This window comes from Thalassotalea sp. G20_0 (assembly GCF_017744175.1).
Lineage (GTDB): Bacteria > Pseudomonadota > Gammaproteobacteria > Pseudomonadales > Endozoicomonadaceae > Endozoicomonas.
In genome coordinates this window covers 1-575 of sequence record NZ_JAGHQV010000469.1, presented here as the reverse complement: position 1 = coordinate 575, position 575 = coordinate 1, and the positions used below count along the sequence as shown (strand labels likewise).

The 575-nt window shown below is 48.2% G+C and carries 2 protein-coding genes; both read left to right on the top strand.

Annotated elements, in window-relative coordinates; genetic code table 11:
* On the top strand, positions 1–360 hold a 360-nt coding region (locus tag J7438_RS27090; RefSeq protein WP_209279110.1), incomplete at its 5' end, for a hypothetical protein.
* Positions 361–410: 50 nt separating this feature from the next.
* Positions 411–575 (top strand): TadE family protein (locus J7438_RS28605; protein ID WP_353620206.1); only part of this gene is annotated, 165 nt, incomplete at its 3' end.

Below are 575 nucleotides of genomic sequence, written 5' to 3'. Positions count from 1 at the left end.
GAAATAGAGCAGGCTTCGAACTATCCCTACGTTTATTCCGACTATCTGAATGACCTGAACAATGGCACAGGCTCTTGTGGTGCCAGCCGCTGTGAAACCAACCGCCGTGTCTTGAAAATGCCCGTTGCTCCAACCTGCGGTGTCAATGATCTTTCCAGAAAGCAGTTTGCCTGTTTTTTTATGTTGGAGCCCGCCAGAGTCTTTCTGGATGATGTGGATGAAGAATCCGGCCTGTTTAATATTGACCTTGAATATCGTACTGAGTTTCTCGCTCAGCATATTCCATGCCCAGCTTCCACGCTGAGTGACAAGGTCACCGGGGCTTTTGACGTTGTCTTATACAGTGGGGTTGGTCAGTGATTTTCATACAACAGTCTGCGGGGAGATTTTACTCTCTTAAGCAAAAGGGCATGGCCGCCGTGGAATTTGCAATGGTATTGCCTTTTCTGATGACATTGCTACTGGCTACAGTTGAGTTTGGCCGTATGTACTATAGCTACCAGCGCCTTAATATGGCAGCCTTTGATGCCGCCCGTTACATCTCTGCCAGACTCCCCGGCAGTGGTCTTTTTAAT